Here is a 21133-nt window from a genome sequence, read left to right as displayed (position 1 = left end):
GAATTACAGGTTTGGTGATGATGGCGGAAGGGAACCACGCGTACCCATCCCGAACACGAACGTTAAGCCTTCCAGCGTCGATGGTACTTGGACCGCAGGGTCCTGGGAGAGTAGAACGTCGCCAAGCTATGAAAGCAGCCCGTATGATTAAATTCGTACGGGCTGTTTTTGTTTCATTGCTCTAGATTCTTCGTATAATGGTACTGGCCCGTCCTCTGCTTTTTACTTGAGGACGGGCCAATTTTGTGTTGCTTCTTCTAATAGGTGACCGGGCCTGATCTGCTGGACATAAGGTCTTTGCGGCGGTAGATGCTCAAGATCAGACCTACAGCGGCCATTTCATACAACATAGGGTAAAGCCCATAGCTGACGAAGGGCAAAGAAAGGCCGATATAGGGAAGCAGTCCGATGGACATCAATAGATTGTAAGCAAACTGAAATACGATGATGGATGACAACCCAAGGACAAGATGCCGTCCGAATGGATCCCGGACCTGGATGAACGAATGACGAAATCGGGAGACCAGATACAAAGCGGCAAGAGCGAACAAAATGCCGGCTAGCCAACCGAAACAATAAATCAGGAAAGTGAAAATAAATTCGCTATACATATTCGGAAGCGATGGGAGTGCGGTACCAAAGCCCTGTCCGAACCATCCGCTAGTCCGTTGGAGCTCTGCAATCTTCATGTACACATAGGAAGCACCGTTAGGGTCTTTCTCAGGAGACAGAAACGCTTGAAGGCGAGACGGAGCGTACCATAGCAGAAAGGAACTTATAGCAAGTATACTTGCTGACACTAGGACAAGTAAGGTCTTCCAACGCTTGGTTACCGAACCTATTATGATGAGATAACCTACCATTGTCAGGAGTAACGCCGGCATAGCCGAGCATATGGATAACAGAAGACCCACCGGAAGAAATAGTGCAAAACTTCTTGCCATAAAAAAGCTGCGCGCAGCGTACCATCTGGGCAAACAGCCTGCGGCTACAACAACGAAGAGCAAAGGGCTTATACTGGCCCACTGGATATACAATGGACCGAACGAGAGATACTGCCGCGAACCGTTTACTTGGTTGCCGAACAATGCTACAAGACAAAGGCCGATAATAAGTAGTCCATATAACCACCAGGTTAAAGCTTGAAACTTATGATAGGAAAAAAAGGTTAACCCACCCATCACGGCCAAACCGATCCCCGCCATAGCGACCTTATAAATAAAAAATTGGGAGTTGACGGTCTGCTTAGAATTGGCAAGCATACTCGCATCATAGGCATACATAGCTATAAGGCCAAGCGCCACAAAGGCCAGTATCGCCGTCAGCAGCCCCCACTCCAGCTTGGGGCGGTGAATCCGGTGCAAGTCCTTGCCGATAAGCCGGGGGTCACCCATCTGGGCGACGGCCCAGGCCAACGCTTCCTCGCGGCTTTCGCCCGCTTGTTCCTTTTCTTCCGCGAGGCTTTCCAGGTGACTCATCAATTCCAGGCGAATTTGTGGATGGGCCTCGCGCGATCGGATTTCCGAGCATACACGGTTCAGAAACTCACGTACATCTTCATGGTCTTTGATCATGCATGTCCCTCCCCAAGCACCTGATCGAGCGCTTTGCGGAAGAAAACCCACTCTGCCTTTTTCTCCTTGAGATGGCCCCGCCCCGCATCGGTGATGTGATAATACTTGCGCTTTCGTCCCTCAGCCTCCAGCCAGGAGGCTTCCACGAGCCGTTCCGACTCCATCATGTGCAGCAAGGGATACAAGGTTCCTTCCTTTAAGCTAAATACGCCGCCGGATCGGGCTTCCAACTCCTTCACCAGCTCATAGCCATACATGGGTTTTTCGGTCAAGAGGGTTAAGATCAGAGTACCTGTCGTGCCTTTTAGCAGCTCCTTGTTGACCTTCACGGATGCAGCACCACCTTTCACATATTCTATACATAGAATATCTATGTATCGTAAATCTATGTATAGAATCATAAGATGAATACCCCAGCTTGTCAATATGTGGTAGTACATTTGGGTCATCCAATTAGTAAATGATCAGGCTTGGAAGCACATAGGATAGCAATATTTCAGACACTGGGGGAGAAAAAGAACAATATTTGCAATTATAGTTAATGCCATGCTAAAAAGCCCGCGTGGCGGTATAGCCAATCGGGCTGATCACTTTTATTTCTGGCAATGAAGGCAATGAATAAGAAGCGACTAATCGTCGTCTCCAGCCGTGGAATCCTCCAGCAGATGCTTCAGCATGCGTTCTCGATTGGTCAAGAACTGCTTGGTTACGATATAGTGGTCGGTATTCTCCAAGCTCGTCTGCTGCAGGCCATCCGGAGATAGCTGGTAATGAGCCGCATCGGGATAGCTCATCAGAATCGGCGAGTGGGTAGAGATAATGAACTGCGAATTCTTGTTCACGAGGGCATGAATGCGCGCCAGCATGGACATCTGCTTGAGCGGGGACAGAGCCGCCTCTGGCTCGTCGAGAATATACAACCCGTTGCCTCCGAACCGGTGAACGAATGCAGCGAAAAAGGACTCCCCGTGAGATTGGGCATGCAAGGACTTTCCGCCGTAGGAGTCGATGATACGCCCGCCGCCCCCAGGCTCCCGGTCCAGCTCGTCGATATTCGTCGCCAGGTTGTAATAAGTCTCCGCACGGAAAAAGAACCCGTCTCTAGGCTTGTGCACGCCGCGCACCAGACGAAGATACCGGTGCAGCTCCGAATGCGAATCCTGTGTGGAGAAGGTAAAGTTCAACGTACCGCCTTCTGGATTGAAGCCCCAAGCGATAGCGATCGCCTCAAGGAATGTGGATTTGCCGGTCCCATTCTCACCGATCAGATAGGTAACCTTCGGATGGAGCTGCAGGGTGGAGAAATTCCGCAAAGCGTCCAAGTGAAAGGGATAGCTCTTGAAAGATGGAATACGGTCACGAAGCAGTTCTACGCTGCGGATATAAGGGTCACGAAGGGAGGGAGACAACGATAACAGTCCTTTCGTCGTGAGTTCGATTCTTGTATTAGCATAACATACAGAAGCATGTATGATCTTACTATATCACGAACTTATGTTCGATACCAGTTATGAAAACACCCCCATCCTGATCTTCAAGGATAGGGGTGCTTGGCTGAAGCGATCTGAGCCGGCGGGCGGCAGAGTCGCGGATCAATGAGCGGCGCGTTCCAGCGGGTTGCCGCCGAGAGGCTTTCCTTTGGCGTTGTGATCGTTCTTATGGAAGGCGGCACGGAACATTTTTTTCAGGTAAGGCTGGATGTAAGTATCAAGTCCGAATTTGCCTGCATTGGCACCAGCGGCGAAGATGATGAAGCCGACGAGTATCATCCAAGGGTTGGTGCTAACTGTACCGGCAAACATGAACATGAAGTTCATCAGGAGCCCGAAGAACATGGCCGTCGTGGTCAAAGCGCCGAGGATCAGGCCAAGACCGACCAGAAACTCGCCCAGCGGGATGAGGGTGTTGAAGATCTGGGCATTCGGTAGAGCGAAGTGCTCCACGAAGGCGGTGAAGGTCGGATAAATGAGCTCTTTCGTCGCTTTATCGGCTACGGGATTCGTGACCGCATTTTTCAGGAATCCGGCGGCGTTGAACGGGGTAGGACCGGTTAGCTTCTCCCAGCCGTGAATCATCCAGTTAAACCCGAGATATAAGCGAATGAAGGTCAACAATACGGCAGCGTATCGGTTTTCTCTAAGCCAGGTCATCATGTGAACCATCTCCTTTGTTCTTTCTGATTTTAGTATAAGCTTGCGGATTGATTATGTAAGTGAAAAAAATCACAATCATATATACTTTTATTCGTATAGCCTGGTGAAGAACGAGAACAAGCCGGAATATGAGCTGCCGGCTTGCTGAGGAAAAAGAGTTCTCCCGCTGTTCAGGCTTCGCTAATGCTGTCTCGTGCGTGCGATCAGATCGGATACGGTGACGAACTGGTAGCCGCGGGCTTTTAATTCAGGCAGGATAATTTTCAGAGCCTCGACGGTTTGCGTGCAGTCGCCCTCCAGATCGTGGAAGAGCACGATGTCGCCGTTATGCACATTGCTAAGTACCTGCTGGACGATTTTGCTGGTTCCCGGTTTGCGCCAGTCCTTGGTATCCTGGTACCATGACCACATAACGACCGTGAGCTTGTCTTCCTTCATGGAATCCAGGAGCTGGTCATTGTAGAAGCCGCCAGGTGGGCGAAAGACGTGGGGCATCTGCTCAGTGATATCGAAAATAACTTCCTGCGTCTGTCTGATTTCATTGACGAGCCGGTCAGGCGGGTAGTTTTTCAGATAATGATGGTCGAAGGTATGATTGGCGATTTCGTGGCCGTCATTGACCTCACGTATAGCAATGGCCGGATACATCTGAACCCGCTTGCCCAACACGAAGAAAGTCCCCTTGGCCTCATACGCATGCAGAAGATCCAGAATTTGCGGTGTGTACACCGGATTGGGACCGTCGTCAAACGTCAAGGCGATCAGCTTCTGATCGGTTTGGACATTCCATACGACCTCATCACGGCTTGGAACGGCAGCAGCTGGAAATTGGGGAATCAGCAGCAGGCCAGCCAGCAGCAGAAGTGTTGTTTTCCGGATCATGACCAAGCCTCCTCCGCTGTAAATTCAGTTATAGTGTCCGAAAAAAGGCGGGAGGCTATGCGGCCTAAAAGCTGGGTAATCCCGATGGAAGAAAAGGATAAGAGTGTGGAAGGTATTCCAGAGAAAAGCGGGGGTTAGTCGCGGCCTATAAAGAAAATAGCAAAAACAGCAGTCCGAAGACTGCTGCTGCTACGAGCCGAGAATATATACTTTCACTTGCTGAATCCCGAATGACTTCACTTGCTCACGGCTCTGCGGGAGGAAGATATCGATCTTATTGCCCTTGATCGCTCCACCGGTATCGCTGGCTACGGCATACATGCCTCCGGCAGGAAGTCCGTCATGTGTGTAGCCTTCCACGTAAACTCTCGATCCGAGTGGAATCACAGAAGGGTCTACGGCGATCGTGCCAAGCTGCAGCTGGTTGCCCATATAATCGAGTGTGTACCCGCCGTTCTCTGCGGGGCTGGCGCTATAGGCAGAGGCTCTGGCCTCAATGACTTTGGAGTAACTCTTGGCGATGGCCTGGGGACGATACCAGGCCGGTGCATGATACTGGCCGTCTGTCGACATAATCGCGATGCGATTGGCCGAATCCCATTGGGTCTTGGAGCCGAACGTATCGGCAATCAGACGGAAAGGAACGTATACACGGCCGTCTACGATCCGGGCAGGCGCATCCAGAGAAGCAGGCTGCTCATTCACCTTGGCCTCAGTTTCTCCTGTCGTTAGGGTCAGCTTCTGCTCCGAATTGCCGATGGTGATGGCAATCTGGTTGCCTACCTTCTGCCATTGCAGATCATAGCCTAGCTTGTCAGCCATGACTCTAGCAGGAACTTGAAGCTTGGAAGTGGCATCCACAATCGGCTGAATATCACCAAACTGCATGAGCTGATCGTTAACCTGCACCTTAATGTCCGTCTCCTGATGGAAAAACTGGGCATTCGCAGGCTTAGACGCCGTCATTCCCGCGGGCAGCAGGAACAGACCTGCCAGCAGGATGCATTTGAAAATCTTATTCAATTGATTCCCTCCTGTCGGGCCTCCGAGGTTAGTTGTCGGGTTCGGGAAGAGGATTTTCCCTAAGCGCGATTCGGCAGGCATGGCTGCTGGAATCGTCTATTCACCCCATGTGATGCGTCCCCCGTACGTTCAGATAACAAACTGTTCGATTCGGCTTTTAAGACTTTACCATAACCTGCTTAAAGCGTTCAATGCATAAATTCATCCAGTCCATGCCAGGTTTTTCCTTCAGCTGAGAGGATATCCGTAAAAATACCGCCGTGTGGCGGCAGAATGGTACAATGTAAGTTATAGAAAAGCAGGGAGGCAGAGTCATGTATCAGCGCGACTATATCATGCGGCTTATCGAACAGACGGCCAAAATCATCGGACAAGTCATCAACAAGCGAGGCCAGGCGCTTCAGGAGCGGCTGGAGATTATCAATCAGGCGATGAAACGCCTCGTCGGACTCGACTCTAGACTGCTGCAGGCGCTGGCGGTTCGCGATCTGCTGGAGCTAATCTCCCAGGGAGGCAGGCCGGATATCGGCAAAGCGCTTGCGTTGAGCGACATGATGATCGCCCGTGGCCGGATGCTGAAGGAAGAACAACACGGGGAGCAGGCTGCACGTGAATCCATCCGGTGGGCGGAGCTGCTTCTGCTGGTAAGGGCAGACGAAGAAGACTCGGCAATGCTGAAGGAAATCGACGAGCGGATCGAAGCCGCGCTGGAGCTGGCCGGGAGAAGTCCGATGGGCACTGAGCTGCTGGAGCTGCTTATCCCTTATTATGAAGAAACAGGCCGGCTATCCAAGGCGGAGGATGCTCTCTTTCACCGCTTGGCTGTGAAAGACGGAGACGAGCCCTCTGATTCGTGGCTGGTCATTCTAGAGAACGGCTTGCTTATGTATGAGCGGTGGACCCTGCTGAGCGAGCCGGTGCTGACGGCGGGAGGGCTATCCGCCCCAGAAGTCGCCCAAAGTCAAAAAGAACTCATTGAAATGAAAAATGCGACTGTTAATAAGCGGTAAATCTACCCAATAACAAGGTTTAAAGGCGAACTATTTTTATGGAATAAATATTGAATGTTCGGGTTTTAGAGTTGACATGATGTGTCAATCCCTGCTAAACTGAGAGAGTGAAAAGATTGGTAAGCAGGGTCATTTATAAGTTGAATAGTCTCGTATAAAGTCGGGGATACGGCCCGAAAGTCTCTACCCGAAAACCTTAAATTTTTGGACTACGAGTAAGCGTCAATGAGAGGTCGGCACGCTCTGTGCTTGGCCTTAACTTGTGCTTAAGGGTATTTCTTGTCGTCCTTCCGACAGCTGGCCGTTACTTGGCTTCAGTTGTCTCAAGGGCGTTTTTTCATGAATAGAGCATATAGCTCATCAAGCAGCCGCCCGGAATCGAAGGGTGCAAACGGAGGTTATCATGTCAGTGCAAGTTGGTGTCATTATGGGAAGCCAGTCCGATTGGGACACGATGAAGCATGCGTGCGACATACTGGACGAACTCGGCATCGCCTATGAGAAGCGGGTTGTATCCGCTCACCGTACGCCCGATCTGATGTTTGAATATGCGGAATCCGCCATCGGTCGCGGATTAAAGCTGATTATCGCCGGAGCCGGCGGTGCCGCTCATTTGCCGGGTATGGTTGCGGCGAAGACGGTACTGCCGGTCATTGGCGTGCCTGTAAAGTCTTCTACAATGAGTGGGCTTGATTCACTCTATTCCATTGTACAGATGCCGGGCGGCGTGCCGGTGGGCACGATGTCGATCGGTCAGGCCGGAGCGACCAATGCGGGGCTGTACGCCGCTCAGGTGCTGGCAGCCTTCGATCCCGAGCTGCAGCAGAAGCTCGTGAAGCGCCGTGAGAAGCTCGCGCAAACCGTTATAGAGAAGAGCGTGCTGGAATGAGACCGGATACGCAGCGGGAAGCAAGGGCTTACGATCCCTCCAAAGTGATCGCGCCCGGCGGAACGATCGGTGTGCTGGGCGGCGGCCAGCTCGGCCGGATGCTGGCCTTGGCCGGACGGGCTATGGGCTACCGCTTTGCCACACTCGATCCGACGCCGGACTCGCCCTGCGGTCAGGTAGCCGACCGCCAGGTGACAGCGCCTTATCACGATGCGGCGGCGGCACGGGAGCTGGCAGAGCTGTCGGATGTCATTACGTATGAGTTCGAGAACGTCGATGCGGACGTGACGGAGCTTCTAATGAAGGAATCGTATGTGCCGCAGGGCAGCAAGCTGCTCTACACGACCCAGCACCGGCTGCGGGAGAAGCGGGCCATCGAGGCCGCAGGCGTCAAGGTAGCGCCTTACGCGGAGATCGGCAGCGTAGAGGAGCTGCGCGAGGCGGTAGGTCGCTTCGGCCTGCCATGCGTACTGAAGACGGCGATGGGCGGCTATGACGGCAAGGGACAATGGGTGATCCGTCATGAGGACGAGATCGCAGAAGCGTACGAGACGCTGGCCCGTGCCGGAACGGAACTCGTGCTGGAGCAGTTCATCCGCTTCGAGAAGGAGCTGTCCGTCATCGCAGCGCGCAGCCCGCGCGGTGAAGTCAAGACGTTCCCAGCAGCCGAAAACGAGCATGTGAACAACATTCTGCACTTGTCCATCGTACCGGCACGTGTGCCTGCGGATGTCGTCGAGCGCGCCGAGAAGATGGCGGCGGCTATCGCCGAGGGGCTGGATGTGGTCGGCCTGATCGCTGTCGAGCTGTTCCTGACAGCGGACGGTGAGCTATTCGTCAACGAGCTCGCGCCGCGGCCGCATAACTCGGGACATTATACGATGGAAGCGTGTAGGACCTCGCAGTTCGAGCAGCATGTGCGGGCGATCTGTAACCTGCCGCTCGGGGACCCTAGCCTGATGCAGCCGGTCGTCATGGTCAACGTGCTCGGCGAGCATGTGCAGCCGCTGCTCGACTGGGTCGTGAAGCCCGAATCGGAAAGCCTGGAGCCGGGCGTAACCGCTAAGATTCATCTGTATGGCAAGGCAGAGGCGAAGAACGGACGGAAGATGGGCCATGTGAATGTGCTGGCGGACACGCCGGAAGCGGCATTCCGCTGGATAGAGGCTTCCCGGATATGGGAGCCTAACAATAAATAGCAAGCTTGCAAGCGAAGAGACAAGCAAACGGAGGCAGACAAACAAATGATCGATCGTTATACAAGACCCGAGATGGGCGCTATCTGGACCGAAGAGAATAAATTCAAGGCTTGGTTGGAGGTCGAAATTTTATCCTGTGAAGCTTGGGCAGAGCTCGGCGTTATCCCGAAGGAAGATGTGGCAGAGCTGCGGAAGAACGCAGCGTTCGATATCGACCGTATCTATGAAATCGAGCAGGAGACACGCCATGACGTGATCGCCTTCACCCGTGCCGTATCGGAGAAGGTCGGACCGGAGCGGAAATGGGTGCATTACGGTCTGACCTCGACGGATGTCGTCGATACGGCACTCGGCTACTTGATCAAGCAGGCCAATGAAATTCTGGAGCGCGACATTGTGAACTTCGTCGAGATCGTCCGCAATCAGGCGATCGCTTACAAGGATACGCCGATGATGGGACGTACGCATGGCGTTCATGCCGAGCCGACCACCTTTGGCTTGAAGATGGCTCTGTGGTACGAGGAAATGAAGCGCAACCTGGAGCGCTTCCGCTTCGCAGCGGACGGCGTGCAGTACGGTAAAATCTCGGGCGCGGTCGGCACGTATGCCAACATCGATCCGTTTGTAGAAGAATATGTTTGTGGCAAGCTTGGTACGAAGCCTGCGCCAATCTCCACCCAAACGCTGCAGCGCGACCGTCATGCGGAATATATGGCGACGCTGGCACTGATCGCGACGTCGCTTGATAAGTTTGCCACGGAAATCCGCGGCCTGCAGAAGAGTGAATTCCGCGAGGTGGAGGAGCCGTTCGCCAAGGGGCAGAAGGGCTCGTCGGCGATGCCACACAAGCGCAACCCGATCGGCTGCGAAAGCATCTCCGGTCTGGCGCGCGTCATCCGCGGCCATATGGTGTCCGCTTATGAGAACGTGACACTGTGGCATGAGCGCGATATCTCGCACTCCTCGGTGGAGCGGATCATTCTGCCGGACGCGACGATTCTGCTCAACTACATGCTGAACCGTCTGGGCAATATCGTGAAGAACCTGACGGTGTTCCCAGAGAATATGAAGCGCAACATGCAGAGCACGTACGGCGTACCGTTCTCCGGCCGCGTAATGACGAAGCTGATCGACAAGGGCTTCAGCCGCGAGCAGGCGTACGATACGGTGCAGCCGCGCGCGATGCAGGCGTGGGAGGAGCAGCGTTCGTTCCGCGAGATCGTGCTGGCTACACCGGCTATCACGGAAGCGCTGAGCACGGATGAGATCGAGGATGCATTCAATCCGAGCTGGCATCTGAAGCATGTCGATACCATTTTCAAACGTCTGGGCTTGAGCTAAGCCCAGGCTCCAAGGGGAGGCCGACTCGGTCATGGGAGAGAAGCAAGCGAAGGCGATATCTAGCGCGCAGGAGTATGTCAAGGCGCCGCTGCTGTATAAAGGCAAGGTCCGGGAGCTGTACGATCTCGGCGAGCATTACCTGATTGCGGTTACCGACCGCATCTCGGCGTTCGACTGGGTGCTTAGCCCGGCGGTTCCTTACAAGGGCGATGTGCTGAACTCGCTCAGCAAGTTCTGGTTCGAGCAGACGGCAGCGATTCAGCCAAACCATGTGGTTCACGCCGATGTGGAGCGGATTGCAGATCTGATCACCGATGCAGATGTGATGAAGGACCGCTTCATGGTCACCAAGAAGGCGGAGCGGATCGACATTGAGTGTGTCGTACGCGGCTACATCACCGGCGGCGGCTGGCGCCAGTACCAGGCGACAGGCGAAGTGAACGGACATAAGCTGCCCGCAGGTCTGCGCAAGAACGAGCGCTTCCCTGAGCCGATCTTCACGCCTGCGGCGAAGAACGACGTCGGCCATGATGAGGACATCTCCATCGAGCGGATGAAGGAGCTGGTCGGCGCCGAGCTGACCGAGCAACTGCAGGAGAAGAGCATCAGGCTGTACGAGTTCGCCCGCGCCCTGTGCGAGGAGCGGGGGATCATCCTGGCCGATACGAAGTTCGAATTCGGTCTGATCGACGGCGAGATCATCCTGATCGACGAGATTTTCACGCCGGATTCGTCCCGCTTCTGGGATAAGAACAAGTACGAGCTCGATATCGAGATCGACGGCATGGACAAGGAGCCGGTACGTACGTACCTCGCTTCGACGGATTGGGACAAGAACAGCGAGCCGGCCCCTCTGCCTGCACAGGTCGTAGAGGAAACAAGCCGCCGCTATCGCGATATTTATAACCGTTTGACATCCAACTAACCATTTCCCGGGAGGAATCATTCCTAATGTTCAAAGCAACCGTGTATGTAACGATTAAGCAAAGCGTACTTGACGTACAAGGAACGGCCGTGCAAGGCGCGCTCCATTCGATGGGCTTCGACGAGGTCGGACAAGTGCGGATCGGCAAATATCTGGAAGTTGACTTGAATACGGCAGACCGCGCAGCGGCGGAAGAGCGTGTGAAGGCGATGTGTGAGAAGCTGCTGGCGAACACTGTGATTGAAGACTACCGGTTTGAATTGGTGCAGGCTTAAGCCAAAGGAGGAGCGAGAGCGATGAATTTCGCGGTATTGGTATTTCCCGGCTCCAACTGTGATATCGACTGCTTCAAAGCCGTCGAGGACACGATCGGACAGCCTGTAGAATATGTATGGCATACGGAAAGCGACTTGTCCAAATACGATGCAATCCTGGTCCCTGGAGGCTTCTCGTACGGCGACTACCTCCGCTGTGGAGCGATTGCACGCTTCGCGCCGGTGATGAATGCGCTGGTGGAAGCGGCTGCTCAAGGCAAATACGTGCTGGGCATCTGTAACGGCTTCCAGATCCTGACCGAAGCCGGCCTGCTCCCGGGCGCGCTGCTTCGCAACAATTCCCTGAAATTCCGCTGTCACCAGTCGGTGCTGTCGGTTGAGAGCACTGACAACCCGTTCACGCGCGAATACGCGCAAGGTGAGCTGATCAACATCCCGATCGCGCACGGCGAAGGCAACTACTACTGTGATGACGCGACGCTGGCTGAGCTTAAGGCGAACAACCAGATCGTGTTCCGCTATCAGGAAGGCAATAATCCGAACGGCTCCGTGGACAATATCGCGGGTATCAGCAACAAAGCGGGCAACGTGGTCGGCATGATGCCGCACCCGGAGCGCGCGATCGACGAAATTCTCGGCTCGGCGGACGGCCGCCGGATGTTTACATCGATTTTGAGCACCTGGAGGGAAAAGCATGGCGCAGCAGTTATCGGCTAAGGAACCAACAGCCCAGCAAATCGAAGAACAGAAGATCTACAAGCAATTCGGCGTGTCCGATTCCGAATATGAGAAAATTTGCGGGTTCCTCGGCCGCAAGCCGAACTACGTCGAGATCGGCGTATTCAGCGTCATGTGGTCCGAGCACTGCTCCTATAAAAACTCCAAGGTCGTGCTGAAGAAGTTCCCGGTGACGGGACCGCGCGTTCTGATGGGTCCGGGCGAAGGCGCGGGTATCGTTGACATCGGCGATAACCAAGCGGTCGTCTTCAAGATCGAAAGCCATAACCACCCGTCGGCAGTTGAGCCTTACCAAGGCGCAGCAACAGGCGTAGGCGGTATTATCCGCGATATTTTCTCCATGGGCGCACGTCCGGTAGCGGTGCTGAACTCACTGCGTTTCGGACGTCTGACCAACGACCGCGTCAAATATTTGTTCGAGCATGTCGTCTCCGGGATTGCGGGCTACGGCAACTGCATCGGCATCCCGACAGTCGGCGGCGAGATCATGTTCGATGAGAGCTATGAAGGCAACCCGCTCGTCAACGCGATGTGCGTGGGGATCATCGACCACGACAAGATTCAGAAGGGTGTCGCCAAGGGCGTCGGCAACCCGGTGTTCTACGTTGGTCCGGCTACCGGCCGCGACGGTATCCACGGTGCGACATTCGCATCCGAGGACTTGACGGCTGAATCCGAGTCCAAGCGCTCCGCGGTTCAAGTTGGGGACCCGTTCATGGAGAAGCTGGTACTGGAGGCTTGTCTCGAGCTGATCAACTCCGGCATCGTCGTCGGCATCCAGGATATGGGCGCAGCGGGCTTAACCTGCTCCAGCTCCGAGATGGCGAGCAAGGCCGGCAATGGTATGGAGCTGTACCTCGACGCGGTCCCGCAGCGTGAAGCGGGCATGACACCTTACGAGATGATGCTGTCCGAGTCCCAGGAGCGCATGCTGTTCGTCGTGAAGCCTGAGCATGAGGAGCAAGCCCGCGCGATCTTCGCGCGCTGGGGTCTGGATTGCCCGAAGGTCGGCAAAGTAACCGACGACGGCAACCTGAAGCTGTTCCACAACGGCGAGCTGGTCGCTGACATGCCGGTTACGGCGCTTGTCGACGAGTGCCCGATGTACCACAAGCCATCGGCGGTTCCGGCGTACTACGAAGCGAATGCTTCTGTGGACACGGCCGCTTACCCGGAAATCACGGATTTGAATGATGCTCTCCTGAAAGTGCTGGCATCCCCAACGGTTGCGAGCAAGGAGTGGGTATATAACCAATACGATTACATGGTCCGTACGAGCACAGCTGTTCAACCGGGCTCTGACGCGGCGGTCGTTACGATCCGCGGCTCCCGCAAGGCGCTGTCGATGTCGACGGATTGCAACGGACGCTTCGTTTACCTGGACCCTGAAGTGGGCGGACGCATCGCGGTAGCGGAAGCGGCGCGCAATAACGTTTGTACGGGCGCTGAGCCGCTCGCGATCACGGACAACCTGAACTTCGGCAGCCCGGAGAAGCCGGAAATCTTCTGGCAGCTGGAGAAGGCCACCGACGGTATGGCGGAAGCCTGCCGCAAGCTGAACGCGCCGGTTATCGGCGGTAACGTCAGCTTGTACAACGAGAATGCTAAGGGCGCGATCTACCCGACGCCGGTCGTCGGCATGGTCGGTCTGGTGCATGACCTGGATCACATCACGACGCAAGGCTTCAAGTCCGAGGGCGATGTCGTGCTGCTGCTCGGCGATACGAAGGCGGAGCTGGGCGGAAGCGAGTTCCAATACGTGATCCATGGCGTCACCGAAGGCCGTCCTCCGGCTATCGACCTCGATGTGGAGAAGGTTCTGCTTGATTCCGTGCTGGCTGCGATCCAGAACGGTCTGGTCGCTTCGGCGCATGACTTGTCTGACGGCGGTCTGGCGGTAGCGCTGGCCGAGAGCTGCATCAGCGGCGGCATCGGCGCCAAGGTCAACTTCGATTCCGCCTTGCGTGCGGATTTGGCCTTGTTCAGCGAGAGCCAATCCCGTATCCTGCTCAGCGCGTCGCCGGAGAAGGCAGCGGAGCTGGAGCAATTCCTGTCCTCCCGCGGTGTGCCGGTGCAAGCGCTCGGTACGGTCGGCGGTGAGAAGCTGCAAGTTTCGGTTAACGCGGTCTCTGCGATTGATGCATCTGTTACTCAACTAGAAAAGGTTTGGAAGGATGCGATTCCATGTCTGATGAACTGATCGTCGGCGGACAAGGACTTGAATTACAGCCAGAGCTTGGGCAAGCGCTGAAAGTACAGTTGGATCAACAAGGGCAAGCGGGAGCAAGAAGCGCGGCGGGCTTGAAGTTTGTACCTGAACATCGTCTCGAGACGGAAGGCGCGGCTTCGCCGCGCCTCTGGACGGGCGAGTTTTACAATGAAGGTGTACAGGGGCACGGAGAATATTTCGACAAGCTGCGCGAGGAGTGCGGAGTGTTCGGCGTATTCGGTCATGCCGAGGCGGCTTCGCTGTCGTATTACGGACTTCATGCGCTGCAGCACCGGGGCCAGGAAAGCGCAGGCATCTGTGTGGCAGGCGGCGATAGCTTTAATTACCACCGCGGCATGGGGCTTGTGAAGGAGGTATTCGACAACGATACGCTGGGCACGCTGGTCGGCAATTGCTCGATTTCGCATGTGCGGTATTCGACCTCGGGCGAGAGCAAGCTGGCGAATGCCCAGCCGCTCGTGTTCAAGTACCGGGAAGGGGATCTCGCGATCGCCACGAACGGCAACCTGACCAATGCCCCGGAGATCAAGAAGCGTCTGGAGCGCGAGGGCTCGATCTTCCAGACGACGAGCGACACGGAGGTTGTGGCGCATCTGATCGCCCGCTCCAAGCATGATGATATCGTGCTGGCGGTGAAGGAAGCGCTGCTGCAGGTCGAAGGCGCCTTCGCCTTCATGTTCCTGACGCGCGACAAACTGATCATAGCGCGTGACCCTCATGGGCTTCGTCCGCTGGTGGCAGGACGGCTAGGGACAGCGAGACTGTTCTCCTCCGAGTCCTGTGCGTTCGACGCGGTCGGCGCCAAGTACGAGCGGGATGTCGAGCCGGGTGAGCTGCTCGTGCTCGATCAGCGGACAGGCGGGGTCACGCATGATCGCTTCTCGCCAATCAAGCAGCGCGCGATCTGCGCGATGGAGTATATTTACTTCGCACGTCCGGACAGCGACATCGACTCGACCAATATCCACTCCGCACGCAAGCGGATGGGACGTCAGCTGGCGATGGAATCGTTTGTGGATGCCGACATCGTCACAGGCGTACCGGATTCGTCCATCTCCGCTGCGATCGGTTACGCGGAGCAGACGGGCATTCCATATGAGCTCGGTCTGATCAAGAACCGGTACACGGGCCGGACATTCATCCAGCCGAGCCAGGAGCTGCGCGAGCAGGGCGTGAAGATGAAGCTGTCCGCGGTGCGCAGCATCGTGGAGGGCAAGCGCGTCGTCATGATCGACGACTCGATCGTGCGCGGCACGACGAGCCTGCGGATCGTGAACCTGCTTCGCGAAGCGGGAGCGGCCGAGGTGCATGTGCGCATCAGCTCGCCGCCGTTCGCGAATCCGTGCTTCTATGGCATCGATACGCCGAGCCGGGAAGAGCTGATCGCTGCGGTGAAATCCGTCGAGGAAATCCGCCAAGCGATCAATGCCGATTCGCTGCACTTCCTGACCAAGGACGGCCTGCTGACGGCAATTGGCCGTCCTGCCGGCGAGTACAACCGCGGGCATTGCACCGCATGCTTCGATAACAAATACCCGACGCCGGTGCCGGACGAGGCCGCTCTAGGCTGCGGCTGCGACTAAGCCGGAATTTCATATACGCTGTACCTGATGGGAGCAGTCCAGTATCTGTGCAGTCTTAGACTTAAGAGACGGGCTGTCAGCCTGCGTTTGTCAGGCAGATCTATTATTTCACCGGGGGATCTGCGGAGTTGCGGAGTCCAGCGGCAGGCTGCGGCTTCCTGTTCCCAGCACCCCCAATTCTAGAGGAGGAAATCTCAAGTGTCCGATGCATATAAACAAGCCGGGGTCGACATTGCCGCCGGTAATGAAGCGGTAGAGCGCATGAAGAAGCACGTCAAGACGACGTTCCGTCCGGAAGTATTGACAGAGCTCGGAGGCTTTGGCGGTTTGTTCGGCTTGAACAAGGACAAATACGATGAGCCAGTGCTCGTATCCGGAACCGACGGTGTCGGTACGAAGCTGAAGATTGCGTTCGCCATGGATAAGCACGACACGATCGGCATCGACGCTGTCGCCATGTGCGTGAACGATATTATCGTACAGGGCGCGGAGCCGTTGTTCTTCCTCGACTATCTGGCTTGCGACAAGGTCATCCCGGAGAAGATCGAAGCGATCGTCAAGGGGATCAGCGATGGATGTGTGCAATCGGGCGCAGCGCTGATCGGCGGCGAGACGGCCGAGATGCCGGGCATGTACAGCGAAGGCGAATACGATATCGCCGGGTTCACTGTAGGCATCGTGGATAAGAAGAAAATCATCGACGGCAGCACGATCCAGCCAGGCGATGTGGTGCTGGGTCTGGCGTCCAGCGGCGTGCACAGCAATGGCTTCTCGCTCGTGCGCAAGCTGCTGCTGGAGCAGAAGGGCTACTCGCTGCACGATACGATCGACGAGCTCGGCGGCAAGCTGGGCGATACGCTGCTCGCACCGACGAAGATCTATGTGAAGCCGGTGCTGGCTGCGTTGCAGGAAGTGCCGATCAAGGGCATGGCCCATATTACGGGCGGCGGCTTCCTGGAGAACATTCCGCGCGTGCTGCCAGAAGGCGTCAATGTAGAGATCGACTACGGCTCCTGGCCGATTCTGCCGATCTTCCAGCTGATGCAGCGCGAGGGCGGCATCAGCAACAACGATATGTTCCGTACCTTCAACATGGGTATCGGTATGGTCGTGATCGTCGCTGAGGAATACGCGGCCCGTGCAGCGGAGCTGTTCGCGCAGAACGGCGAGACGGCTTACACGCTCGGACGTGTAACGGCAGGCGAGAAGATCGTGACTTTCCAAGGTGCTGAAGTATGAGTAAGGCCCCATTCCGCATCGCCGTATTCGCATCGGGGAGCGGGAGCAATTTTCAAGCGATAGCGGATGCGGTGAAGGCAGGCCGGCTCGATGCGACCATCGAGCTTTTGGTCTGCGACCGGCCGAAGGCCAAGGTCGTGGAGCGGGCGACGAAGGCGGGTATTCCCGTCTACACGTTCACGCCCAAGGAATATGCCTCGCGTCAGGCCTACGAGCAGGATATTCTGGCTGAGCTGCGGGACAGGAAGGTTGACCTCGTCATTCTCGCTGGCTATATGCGTATTCTGACGGAGGTGCTCGTCGAGGCCTATTGGGGACGGATGCTCAATATCCATCCTTCTCTGCTGCCGTCGTTTCCGGGGCTTCACGCGGTTCGTCAAGCGCTGGCGCACGGCGTGAAGGTGACCGGCGTGACGGTGCATCTGGTGGACGGAGGACTGGACAGCGGTCCGATCCTGGCGCAGTGCGCGCTGGCGATTGAGGACGGAGATACGGAGGAATCCCTGGAGAGGCGCATACATCCGATCGAGCATGCGTTGTACCCGCAAGTGATTCAGGACATCGTGCAAGGCGCCATCGATCTGGACCGGGTCGTTCAGGCGAACAATTCTATAACAGATGGGATGAATAACCAATGAGCCAGACTGTCAATACGAGCAATACGCTCGAACTGCGTTACGGCATGAACCCGCATCAGAAGCAAGCCAAGCTGTTCACAGACGGTGCTCTCCCGATCCGTATCCTGAGCGGAGATCCGGGCTTCATCAATCTGCTGGATGCGCTCAACGGCTTCCAGCTCGCCCGCGAGCTGCGCAGCGCTACAGGACTGCCGGCAGCCGCTTCGTTCAAGCACGTCAGCCCGGCAGGAGCTGCCGTAGCCGCTCCGCTGACGCCTGAGCTAGCGAAAGCGTACTTCGTCGAAGGCCTGGAGCTGTCTCCGCTGGCGACGGCTTATGCGCGTGCCCGCGGCGCGGACCGCATGTCGTCCTTCGGCGATGCGGCAGCGCTCAGCGACGTGGTGGACGCATCCACCGCTCAGCTGCTGAAGCGCGAGGTGTCCGATCTGGTCGTGGCACCGGGCTATACGGAGGAAGCGCTGGAGATTCTTAAGGCGAAGAAGGGCGGCAAGTACCTGATCATCGAGATCGATCCGGATTACGTGCCGGATCCGGTCGAGCTGCGTACGCTGTTTGGACTCAAGCTGCAGCAGGAGCGCAACAACGCGGCGATCGAAGCGAGTGCGCTGGAGCATATCGTGACCGAGAACAAAGACTTGCCGGATAACGCGAAGCGGGATCTGCTGATCGCGCTCGTGACGCTCAAGTACACGCAGTCCAACTCCATCTGCTACACCCTGGACGGGCAGACGATCGGTATCGGTGCCGGTCAGCAATCCCGGATTCACTGTACCCGTCTGGCTGGAGATAAGGCTGACCGCTGGTTCCTGCGTCAGCATCCGACGGCGCTGAACATGAAGTTCCGTCAAGGGCTGTCCCGCGCGGAGCAGAACAATGCGATCGATCTGTGGCTGGAGGAAGAGTTGACGCCTGTCGAGCAAGCGGCTTGGGAAGCGGCATTTGACGAAATTCCTGCCCGTCTGTCGCGCGAAGAGAAGCGCGAATGGTTGGGCAAGCTGCAGGGCGTATCGTACGGCTCGGATGCCTTCCTGCCGTTCCGGGACAACCTGGACCGTGCCAGCCGCAGCGGCGTGAAGTATGTCGTACAGGCCGGCAGCTCCATGCGCGATGAGGAAGTTGTCCAGGCTGCCAATGATTACGGCATGGTCATGTCCTATTCGGGCGTGCGTTTGTTCCACCACTAATCGAACTCATTTCCGGGAGGCATGGAAAAGCCGTGACAAGTACAAGAGCCGCACAAGCGGAAGCCTACGCAGCAGGACTACAAGAGAATGTTTATCCGGGACGGGGGATCGTCATTGGTCTGACACCGGACGGTACCCGCCTGGTACAAGTATATTGGATCATGGGACGGAGCGAGAACAGCCGCAACCGCGTCTTTATCGAGGAAGCGAACGGCTTCCTGCGCACTGAAGCGAAGGACCCGGCCAAGCTGACTGATCCTTCGCTGATTATTTACTACCCGGTGAAGCATACGAACGGCGCGCATATCGTGACCAACGGCGATCAGACCGACACGATCTACGACGCGCTGCAAGCCGGAGGCTCCTTCGAGTCGGCGCTGGCTACCCGGACCTATGAGCCGGATGCGCCTAACTTCACCCCGCGGATCAGCGGGATCGTCGACCTGAACGACAAGCAATTTGCTTATAAGCTGTCGATCCTGAAGTCGGCAGGCAATACCGAGGACCAGACGCTGCGCCATACGTATGCGTACGAGAAGGCTTTGCCGGGCTTCGGACACTGCATTCATACGTATGCAGGCGACGGCAATCCGCTGCCTTCGTTCCAGGGTGAGCCTGCGCTCGTGCCGCTGGCGGGCGATGCACAAGAGATTGCAGATCTGTACTGGAATGCCTTGAACGAAGAGAACAAAATCTCGCTGCTCGTCAAAACGATCCGGATCGAAGACGGAGCGAGTGAACTGCTGGTGCGCAACAAGGAATAGCCCGGCTGGGGGAATATGCCGGTCGTAAAGGCTGCTTATCAGAAGCATGCATGAATGAGGCCCGTGATGACTGGACTCCTTCGGTTGGAGAGAGCCGGAGGAGACGGAGCATGGGCCTCTTGTGTCAGGACGGTTAGGCAGCGTGAACAATTCGAATGGGGGCGTGTGACAGGTGCGAGTATTGGTAGTAGGCGGCGGAGGCCGTGAGCATGCGATATGCTGGGCGCTGAAGAAAAGCCCGAAGATCGGGGAGCTGTACTGTGCTCCGGGCAATGGCGGGATCGCCGCTGTAGCGGAATGTGTACCCATTGCTGTGGACAAGTTCGAAGAGATCGCCCAGTTTGCACGGGATCAATCCATTGATCTGGTCGTCATCGGTCCGGATGATCCGCTGGCTGCAGGCATTGTCGATTACTTGGAAGGCAAGGGCCTGACGGTCTATGGACCGCGGCAGAATGCGGCCATTATCGAGGGCAGCAAAGTATTTACGAAGCAGCTGCTCAAAAAATATAATATTCCGACGGCCGCTTACGAGTCGTTCGATGCCTATGAACCGGCCCGTGCTTATCTGGACCAGCTTCGCGCGCCTTATGTCATCAAGGCGGATGGCCTGGCTGCAGGTAAGGGCGTCATCATCGCTCATTCCTTGGAGGAAGCGGACAAGGCGCTGCAGGAAATTATGGTCGCCAAAGTATTCGGGGAATCCGGCAATCAGGTCGTGATTGAGGAGTTCCTGACCGGTCAAGAGATGTCGATACTCGCGTTCGTGGACGGCGAAGTGGTTCGTCCGATGTCTCCGGCACAGGATCACAAGGCTGTGTATGACGGCGATCAAGGGCCGAATACAGGCGGCATGGGTACGTATTCTCCGCTGCCGCATATCCCGCAGGAGGTCATCGACGAGGCGATCCGGACGATCGTAAAGCCAACGGCCCAAGCGATGGTCGCCGAAGGACGCCCGTTCCGCGGCGTCTTGTTCGCCGGGCTAATGCTGACGCCGGACGGTCCTAAGACGATCGAGTTCAACGCGCGCTTCGGCGATCCAGAGACGCAGGTTGTGCTGCCTCGTCTGAAGACGGACCTGCTTGATATTTTCCTGGCGAGCATCAACGGACGTCTGGATCAGATGGAGATCGAGTGGAGCGACGAGGCTGCGGTCTGCGTGATTCTGGCTTCGCCGGGTTATCCGGCTTCTTATCCGAAGGGTCTGGCCATCGAAGGCCTCGACCGGGTAGAAGACGCCCTGGTATTCCACGCCGGGACGGCGATCGGTCAGGACGGCCAACTGGTGACCAGCGGGGGCCGAGTCATTGGAGTAACCGGACTTGGTGCGAATATCGCCGAGGCGCGTCAGAAGGCATACGCGGCCGCTGACCACATTCACTTTGAAGGCAAGCATATGCGAACGGATATCGCGAATCGGGCGCTCGTGTAGGTAGGCGGTCAGTACGCTTGTGACCACGGAAGAAAGAGAAGTTGTACCTGG

The 21133-nt window shown here is 56.3% G+C and carries 20 protein-coding genes, 1 rRNA gene and 2 riboswitches; of the genes, 15 read left to right on the top strand and 6 right to left on the bottom strand.

Annotated elements, in window-relative coordinates:
• Positions 1–10: 10 nt before the first annotated feature.
• Positions 11–127, top strand: a 5S ribosomal RNA gene (gene rrf, locus WMW72_RS23965).
• Positions 128–257: 130 nt separating this feature from the next.
• On the opposite strand, the gene WMW72_RS23960 is transcribed toward rrf, so the two are convergent.
• From WMW72_RS23960 to WMW72_RS23935, 6 genes are all read right to left on the bottom strand, one after another.
• Complete coding sequence (locus WMW72_RS23960; protein ID WP_341418099.1) at positions 258–1574, bottom strand: FtsW/RodA/SpoVE family cell cycle protein; 1317 nt, start codon at positions 1572–1574, stop codon at positions 258–260.
• A complete protein-coding gene (locus WMW72_RS23955) occupies positions 1571–1903 on the bottom strand; it encodes a PadR family transcriptional regulator (protein WP_341418098.1) in 333 nt (110 codons plus the stop codon). Before WMW72_RS23955 ends, WMW72_RS23960 begins: the two co-directional genes overlap by 4 nt.
• A gap of 300 nt (positions 1904–2203) precedes the next feature.
• Complete coding sequence (locus WMW72_RS23950) at positions 2204–2983, bottom strand: AAA family ATPase (RefSeq protein ID WP_423227590.1); 780 nt, start codon at positions 2981–2983, stop codon at positions 2204–2206.
• A gap of 183 nt (positions 2984–3166) precedes the next feature.
• The gene (locus WMW72_RS23945; protein WP_341418097.1) at positions 3167–3727 is read right to left on the bottom strand and encodes a DoxX family protein; all 561 of its coding nucleotides are present in this window, start codon (positions 3725–3727) and stop codon (positions 3167–3169) included.
• 180 nt (positions 3728–3907) lie between these two features.
• Positions 3908–4609, bottom strand: a complete 702-nt coding sequence (locus WMW72_RS23940) for a polysaccharide deacetylase family protein (protein WP_341418096.1) — start codon at positions 4607–4609, stop codon at positions 3908–3910.
• Positions 4610–4798: 189 nt separating this feature from the next.
• A complete protein-coding gene (locus tag WMW72_RS23935) occupies positions 4799–5632 on the bottom strand; it encodes a stalk domain-containing protein (protein ID WP_341418095.1) in 834 nt (277 codons plus the stop codon).
• 2 nt (positions 5633–5634) lie between these two features.
• Positions 5635–5798, bottom strand: a riboswitch (cyclic di-AMP (ydaO/yuaA leader).
• 148 nt (positions 5799–5946) lie between these two features.
• Here WMW72_RS23935 and WMW72_RS23930 point away from each other — a divergent pair.
• The 14 genes from WMW72_RS23930 (at position 5947) to purD (ending at position 21082) form a co-directional block, all read left to right on the top strand.
• Positions 5947–6642 carry a DUF6483 family protein gene (locus tag WMW72_RS23930; protein ID WP_341418094.1) on the top strand — a complete coding sequence of 232 codons (696 nt, stop codon included), beginning with the start codon at positions 5947–5949 and terminating at the stop codon, positions 6640–6642.
• Positions 6643–6772: 130 nt separating this feature from the next.
• Positions 6773–6874, top strand: a riboswitch (purine riboswitch).
• A gap of 171 nt (positions 6875–7045) precedes the next feature.
• A complete protein-coding gene (purE, locus tag WMW72_RS23925; protein ID WP_341418093.1) occupies positions 7046–7531 on the top strand; it encodes a 5-(carboxyamino)imidazole ribonucleotide mutase in 486 nt (161 codons plus the stop codon).
• On the top strand, positions 7528–8730 hold the full coding sequence (gene purK, locus WMW72_RS23920; RefSeq protein ID WP_341418092.1) for a 5-(carboxyamino)imidazole ribonucleotide synthase: 1203 nt from the start codon (positions 7528–7530) through the stop codon (positions 8728–8730). The genes purE and purK overlap by 4 nt, the downstream gene beginning before the upstream one ends.
• Positions 8731–8775: 45 nt before the next feature.
• Positions 8776–10071 carry an adenylosuccinate lyase gene (purB, locus tag WMW72_RS23915; RefSeq protein WP_341418091.1) on the top strand — a complete coding sequence of 432 codons (1296 nt, stop codon included), beginning with the start codon at positions 8776–8778 and terminating at the stop codon, positions 10069–10071.
• 31 nt (positions 10072–10102) lie between these two features.
• Positions 10103–10996: a phosphoribosylaminoimidazolesuccinocarboxamide synthase gene (locus WMW72_RS23910; RefSeq protein WP_341418090.1), complete on the top strand. Its 894-nt coding sequence runs from the start codon at positions 10103–10105 to the stop codon at positions 10994–10996.
• A gap of 26 nt (positions 10997–11022) precedes the next feature.
• A complete protein-coding gene (gene purS, locus WMW72_RS23905; protein ID WP_341418089.1) occupies positions 11023–11271 on the top strand; it encodes a phosphoribosylformylglycinamidine synthase subunit PurS in 249 nt (82 codons plus the stop codon).
• 21 nt (positions 11272–11292) lie between these two features.
• Positions 11293–11988: a phosphoribosylformylglycinamidine synthase subunit PurQ gene (purQ, locus tag WMW72_RS23900; protein ID WP_341418088.1), complete on the top strand. Its 696-nt coding sequence runs from the start codon at positions 11293–11295 to the stop codon at positions 11986–11988.
• Positions 11966–14209 (top strand): phosphoribosylformylglycinamidine synthase subunit PurL, encoded by a 2244-nt coding sequence (gene purL, locus WMW72_RS23895; RefSeq protein WP_341418087.1) that lies wholly within the window; start codon positions 11966–11968, stop codon positions 14207–14209. The genes purQ and purL overlap by 23 nt, the downstream gene beginning before the upstream one ends.
• Positions 14194–15822: an amidophosphoribosyltransferase gene (purF, locus tag WMW72_RS23890; RefSeq protein ID WP_341418086.1), complete on the top strand. Its 1629-nt coding sequence runs from the start codon at positions 14194–14196 to the stop codon at positions 15820–15822. The genes purL and purF overlap by 16 nt, the downstream gene beginning before the upstream one ends.
• A gap of 198 nt (positions 15823–16020) precedes the next feature.
• Positions 16021–17061, top strand: coding sequence for a phosphoribosylformylglycinamidine cyclo-ligase (gene purM / locus WMW72_RS23885; protein WP_341418085.1), 1041 nt, complete (start codon positions 16021–16023; stop codon positions 17059–17061).
• Positions 17058–17699 (top strand): phosphoribosylglycinamide formyltransferase, encoded by a 642-nt coding sequence (purN, locus tag WMW72_RS23880; protein WP_341418084.1) that lies wholly within the window; start codon positions 17058–17060, stop codon positions 17697–17699. Before purM ends, purN begins: the two co-directional genes overlap by 4 nt.
• Positions 17696–18883, top strand: coding sequence for a phosphoribosylaminoimidazolecarboxamide formyltransferase (locus WMW72_RS23875; protein WP_341418083.1), 1188 nt, complete (start codon positions 17696–17698; stop codon positions 18881–18883). Before purN ends, WMW72_RS23875 begins: the two co-directional genes overlap by 4 nt.
• A gap of 32 nt (positions 18884–18915) precedes the next feature.
• Complete coding sequence (locus WMW72_RS23870) at positions 18916–19647, top strand: IMP cyclohydrolase (protein WP_341418082.1); 732 nt, start codon at positions 18916–18918, stop codon at positions 19645–19647.
• 172 nt (positions 19648–19819) lie between these two features.
• Complete coding sequence (gene purD, locus WMW72_RS23865) at positions 19820–21082, top strand: phosphoribosylamine--glycine ligase (RefSeq protein WP_341418081.1); 1263 nt, start codon at positions 19820–19822, stop codon at positions 21080–21082.
• Positions 21083–21133: the final 51 nt, after the last annotated feature.

Origin of the sequence: Paenibacillus filicis (genome assembly GCF_038070315.1) — a bacterium.
GTDB classification, from domain to species: Bacteria; Bacillota; Bacilli; order Paenibacillales; family NBRC-103111; genus Paenibacillus_G; species Paenibacillus_G filicis.
This window is presented reverse-complemented; position numbering and strand designations above follow the sequence as displayed.